The sequence below is a fragment of the uncultured Romboutsia sp. genome (assembly GCF_958366745.1).
GTDB lineage: Bacteria > Bacillota > Clostridia > Peptostreptococcales > Peptostreptococcaceae > Romboutsia > Romboutsia timonensis.
The window spans coordinates 1-5,513 of the sequence record NZ_CATXCO010000161.1; the positions used below are offsets into that span (position 1 = coordinate 1).

General features: G+C 26.8%; 4 protein-coding genes and 1 pseudogene. 4 read left to right on the forward strand and 1 reads right to left on the reverse strand.

What is annotated here, in order from left to right; all coding sequences use genetic code 11:
- From Q5F54_RS10000 to Q5F54_RS10015, 4 genes and pseudogenes are all read left to right on the forward strand, one after another.
- Positions 1 to 851, forward strand: a pseudogene (locus Q5F54_RS10000) (hypothetical protein); the annotation flags it as partial.
- 252 nt (positions 852 to 1,103) lie between these two features.
- Positions 1,104 to 1,715 carry a hypothetical protein gene (locus Q5F54_RS10005; protein WP_281537940.1) on the forward strand — a complete coding sequence of 204 codons (612 nt, stop codon included), beginning with the start codon at positions 1,104 to 1,106 and terminating at the stop codon, positions 1,713 to 1,715.
- Between the two features lie 208 nt (positions 1,716 to 1,923).
- Positions 1,924 to 3,174, forward strand: a complete 1,251-nt coding sequence (locus tag Q5F54_RS10010) for a sodium:proton antiporter (RefSeq protein WP_071120005.1) — start codon at positions 1,924 to 1,926, stop codon at positions 3,172 to 3,174.
- A gap of 490 nt (positions 3,175 to 3,664) precedes the next feature.
- Positions 3,665 to 4,309, forward strand: coding sequence for a lipopolysaccharide assembly protein LapB (locus tag Q5F54_RS10015; RefSeq protein ID WP_302334346.1), 645 nt, complete (start codon positions 3,665 to 3,667; stop codon positions 4,307 to 4,309).
- A gap of 66 nt (positions 4,310 to 4,375) precedes the next feature.
- On the opposite strand, the gene Q5F54_RS10020 is transcribed toward Q5F54_RS10015, so the two are convergent.
- Positions 4,376 to 5,323 (reverse strand): alpha/beta hydrolase, encoded by a 948-nt coding sequence (locus Q5F54_RS10020; protein ID WP_288524320.1) that lies wholly within the window; start codon positions 5,321 to 5,323, stop codon positions 4,376 to 4,378.
- Positions 5,324 to 5,513: the final 190 nt, after the last annotated feature.

Sequence of the window (5,513 nt, forward strand, 5' to 3'; positions counted from 1 at the left end):
CTACTGTTAATGCATCAACTGGAGAAACTAAAAGATATTCTATAAAAGATGCTCCAAAATGGATTGATAGAATACAACCTGAATCATTTGTTGTAGATCAGATAAATGACTGGGGATTATATGTTAAAGGATTCTTAAACTCAGTTATATCAGAAGAAGGAGTACTTGTTGCAACAGAAGGTACATCTTTAGTATATGGAACTGATGGAAAAGCATATTGGTATACTGGAATAACTTCAGCAGGGGGAGACGAATCAACTATTGGATTTATGTTAGTTGATACACGTACTAAAGAAGCTAAGCTTTATAAACAGCCTGGAGCTACAGAAACGGCAGCAATGACTTCAGCTGAGGGTAAAGTACAAGAGAAAAACTATCAAGCTACTTTCCCTGTAATGTATAACATACTTGGAAAACCAACATATGTAATGTCATTAAAGGATAAAGCAGGTCTTGTTAAGATGGTTTCCTTTGTATCAGTTGAAGATTATAGTGTATTAGGTCTTGGGGAAAACAAAGAAGAAGCTTTAAGAAACTATAGAGAAGCATTAGCATCAAAAGGTAATTCTATAAAGCTTGAAAATGATGAAACACAGCAAACTATAGAAGGTACTATAACAAGAATAAATCAAGATGTTCAAAGTGGTAATACATTCTATTATTTAACAATAGATACTGATACTTCAAGAATATTTAATGCAATGTCTAAAGTATCATCAGAGCTTCCTTTAACTCAAGTTGGAGATAAAGTTAAGTTATCTTATCAAAAAGAAGCAAAGGGATTAGTTGATATAAATGAATTTGATAATTTAAATATTTTAAATGTTGAAGTAGATACAACTAAACAATAATTAATTAAAAATCGCATTTTATATGCGATTTTTTTGTGTTTAAAGTTATTTATAGTATTAAAAAGTGTTTATAAATTTTAAGTGTAAGTAATATCAATATACTTATATTAACACAAAAAAGATTTTGAAATACTTAGCCAACGCAGTAGCTTAAGTGAAGCGAATTTTTTTATCAAAACTGTAAATTTTAAAGGACTAGTTTAATATATTGATACTATAACCAATAAATAATAACTTCGAGGAGATTTTGACATGATGGTAGGAGTAGAAAAAGAGATATTAATACTAGTTAGCAAGATTAGATGTATAACAGAATCACAAGTTGGAAAGTTTTTTGGGACAAGAAAAAGATATACTAGAAAACCATTCAAAAAGACATTGAGAAAGATGTGTAATGAGTATACTTTAAGAAAATATCCTTGCAATCTAAATTACTCTGGGTATAGAGAGAATACTTATATATACTATTTAAATGGAAGTAAAATGTATAAAGGCAAAGAGCTACTTAAAGTAGTACTTGGTTCAGAATTAGCCATAAAACTTGAAACTGGAGGATATAAAGTAAGACGTTTTTATAGAAATGTTAAAGTAGATAACTTAACATATGATTTATTTGTAGAGTATGTGGACAATTATAATGATATAAAACAAATCTTAGTTGATATAAACTTAGATGAAAATTTCAATATATTTAAGTATGATAAGATTGAAGAAAAAATAGAAAAATCAACTATACCATTCTTTGAAGTTCCTAAAATATTAGTAGTAACTAAAAATAACAAAGATATAAAAGTCCCAGATAAATTAGATTTAGATATAGATTTTGTTGATATAAACTTAAGTAAACTTTTTAAGGTAATATAAGTTTCATTTTTAAATAGATAGGTAAAATTTCTAAAATAATAAAATCTATAATTATTCTTATAATAATAATTATAGATTTTATTATTTTAAAGATTAATTTAAGAACTAACTTAAAATGATATTTGCTTCATAGATTTTATAACATAAATATTAAAAAAATGTAAATTATAATATTAATATTTAAATAAAATCTATGTGAGGTGAGTATATGGGAGAGATGAACACAGCTGCAATAAGTGCTAATGAACTAGTGCTTATAATGTCGTCTATCGGTGTACTTGGAGTAATAGGAGGATGGATTGGAGAAAAATTAAATATACCAGATGTTGTAATATATTTAATTTTAGGAGTATTATTTGGTCCTGTATTTTTAAATCTGGTAAATATAGATTCATTTCCTGTAGTAAATGAAATAATATTAACTTTTGGATCTGCTTTTATATTATATGAAGGTGGTAGAGAGATAAAGTTTAAGGTATTAAATGAAGTTAAAGTAAGTGTAGGATTACTTGCTTCTTTAGGCGTGTTTATTACTGCAGCAATAGTTGGCTTAACTACTTATTATGTATTTAAGTTACCACCAGGTCCAAGCTTATTATTAGGTGCAACTATAGCATCTACTGACCCAGCAGCCCTTATACCAGTATTTAAAAAAATACCTATTAAAAATAGATTAAAGCAAACTGTAATTAGTGAATCTGCATTTAATGATGCATTTGGAGCAATATTATTTACATCTATACTTACAAGTATAACTTTAAGTAAAAGTAGTGGATTATTATCAATATCATTAGAACTAATATTTATGATACTTATTGGTGTTTTAGTTGGTACAATAGTAGCTTTGATAGGTGTATCTTTATCATCAGATAAAAGGTATGGTATATTTCATGACTATGCTCCTATAATATCTATAGTTATAGTTGTATTTGCATATGAAATATCAGAAAGATTAGGTGGAAGTGGATATATGTCTGTATTCGTTTCTGGTCTTGTAGCAGGGAATAAGAAAAAATTTGGTCTATGGGTACCTGATGAAAATTATGTAGCAGGACTTCATTTTAGAGAAAATATTGCAACTTTAGCAAGAATGTCTATATTTATAATACTAGGAACTCATTTAGACTTAAATAGCTTATTAAAATATGGATTAAAATCAGTAATAATAGTGCTAGTACTTATGTTTGTAGCTAGACCAATAGTAGTGTTAGTTTGTACATTATTTGATAGAAAAGCATCTTGGTCTAAAAATGAAAAATTATTTATGATGTGGGTAAGAGAGACTGGTGTAATACCTGCAGCACTTTCTGGTATTATAGTATCTACAAAAGTACCTGGATATGAAGTTATTTCATCAGTTGTATTTATGACAATAATAATAACTCTTTTAGTACAAGCTAGTACTACTAAGATAGTTGCACAAAAGTTGGATGTATTAGAAGATGAAAATATAGGTTAGAGTATTTGTTTAAAATTTAATTTTATTATAAAGAATATAGACTTATTACTATTTTAAAATATTACTTAAAATTAAAAATGAGTATCTGTAAAATTACTTCTACAGATACTCATTTTTAGATTTAAGATTAAAAAATAATGATGATATTATTTTTTTACGCTTAAGGATATTATAATATTTAAAAAAATGTGGATAACTTCTGAATGTAAGTAATATCAATCAACTGGTTTTGAGCGTAAAAAAGATTTTGAGCAACGGACGAAGTCGTTGGCGACATGAGCGAAGCGAATTTTTTATTATCACTAACAGTAATTTAAAATATACTAAGTTGACATTTTTACTTAAATAATTACATTAATATATAGTTAAATAATATTAATTTTACAGGGAATATTAAATATACTATAATAATTAAGGAGTTTATCTAAAAAACTACATTTTTCTCCATTAAACTAAAAAATATGATAAAATTTATATATGGAGGTATTTTATGAAATATAAGAATATATTAATAATTATGATTATAACAATACTTTTTACAGGATGTTCAGCATCTAAAAAAGATGAATTGCTTAATGAAGGTAAGTTAGCTTTAGAAAAACATGAATATACAAAAGCACAAGAACTTTTATCTCAGGCTTTAACTGCAGATAGCACAAATGAAAATGCAAGAAGTATGTATATACAAGCTGTAAAAATGAAAGATGCAGCGGAATATGAAGAAAAGAAAAATTACGATAAGGCTATAGCATGTTTAGAGGCTATAGAAAATTTAAAAGGTGGTTCATCAGATATAAAAAATGAAGCATCTAAAAAGAAAAAAGAGCTTATAAAGTTAAATGAAGAATATAAAAAAGCACAAGAAGAAAGAAAAGAAAATGCAAAAGATATATCAAGTCAAGGTCAGTATAAATTAGAACAAGATGCAATAAAGGAAAATCAAAAACAAGAAGCAATAAAAGAGGAAGAAGAACAAAAAACTCAAGAGGAAGAAAATAATCAACAAAATAATCAATCAGGAAATACTCAAGATGGTACTATCCAAGAAAATACTGGTGATGTAATACAAATGCCAAGTAATCAACAAAGTCAACCTGGACAAGTTCATCAACCGCAACAACAGCCACAAGTGTAAAATTTAATTAGTTTAATATATAAAAATAGTGCATCTATTAAAAGATGCACTATTTTTTATATCGTATTAATTTTCAATGTATTTTTCAAGGAAACTATTAACTGTTGACCAGTAAAGCTTAGGATTAACTAAATCTGAGTTAGCATGTTCTCCACCCTCTATAGTTAGCTTTTCTTTTTCTGAATTAGTTGCATTATACAACTCATCCATCATATAATATGGAACAAAATCATCCTTATCTCCATGAATATATAATATTGGAGTTGTTGATTTTTTTACTTGATTTATAGCTGAAGCATCATTTAAGCAATATCCAGCTCTTATATGTGTAACAACATCTGAAAAATTCATAATAGGAAAGGCTGGTAAGTTAAATAATTGCTTAAGTTGATAGCTAAATTCATCATAAACTGATGTATATCCACAATCAGCAACAATAGCCTTTACATTAGATGGTAGCTTTTCTCCAGATACCATTAAAACAGTAGCAGATCCCATAGACGTTCCATGAAGAGCTATTTCAGAGTTTGGATTATTTTTAACTATATAATTAATCCAATCAATTATATCAAGTCTATCATGCCATCCCATACCAATATAGTTTCCTTCACTAGTTCCGTGACTTCTTAAATCTGGAACTAATACATTATATCCCATATTGTATAAATGCTTAGCTTTAGAACTTAATAATTTTCCTTCACTTGTATATCCATGTACTACAATAGCCCATTTATCAGTTTTATTTTCATTTTTTACTTCGTATGCATGTAATTTTAAATTGTCAGATGAAGTTATATATGTATCTATATAATTAGAATCTTTTATAAGCCAGTTAACATCAGCTTCTACCTCTAGAGAAGTATCATCATCATCGTCGCCAAAAATCATATCCTTTGAAGTGAAAGGATTTAGTGCTAGGTTATAAAAATAGTTACCTACTAATCCTCCTACACCTAAAATTACTACTAATAGTAATATAGAAATCGTTAGTATTATTTTTTTCTTTTTGTTCATGGTCAATCTCCTATTTGATGTATATTATATTACTATAATAATAGCTAAACAAAAATATTGCAAGTCAATTAATTCGACTATCGAAGTACTATAAAAAATATCTATCAATATTGATAGATATTTTTACGTACAAGTAAATTATGATATAAAATTTTTTGTTGATAACTTATAAATATAAATAATATCAATA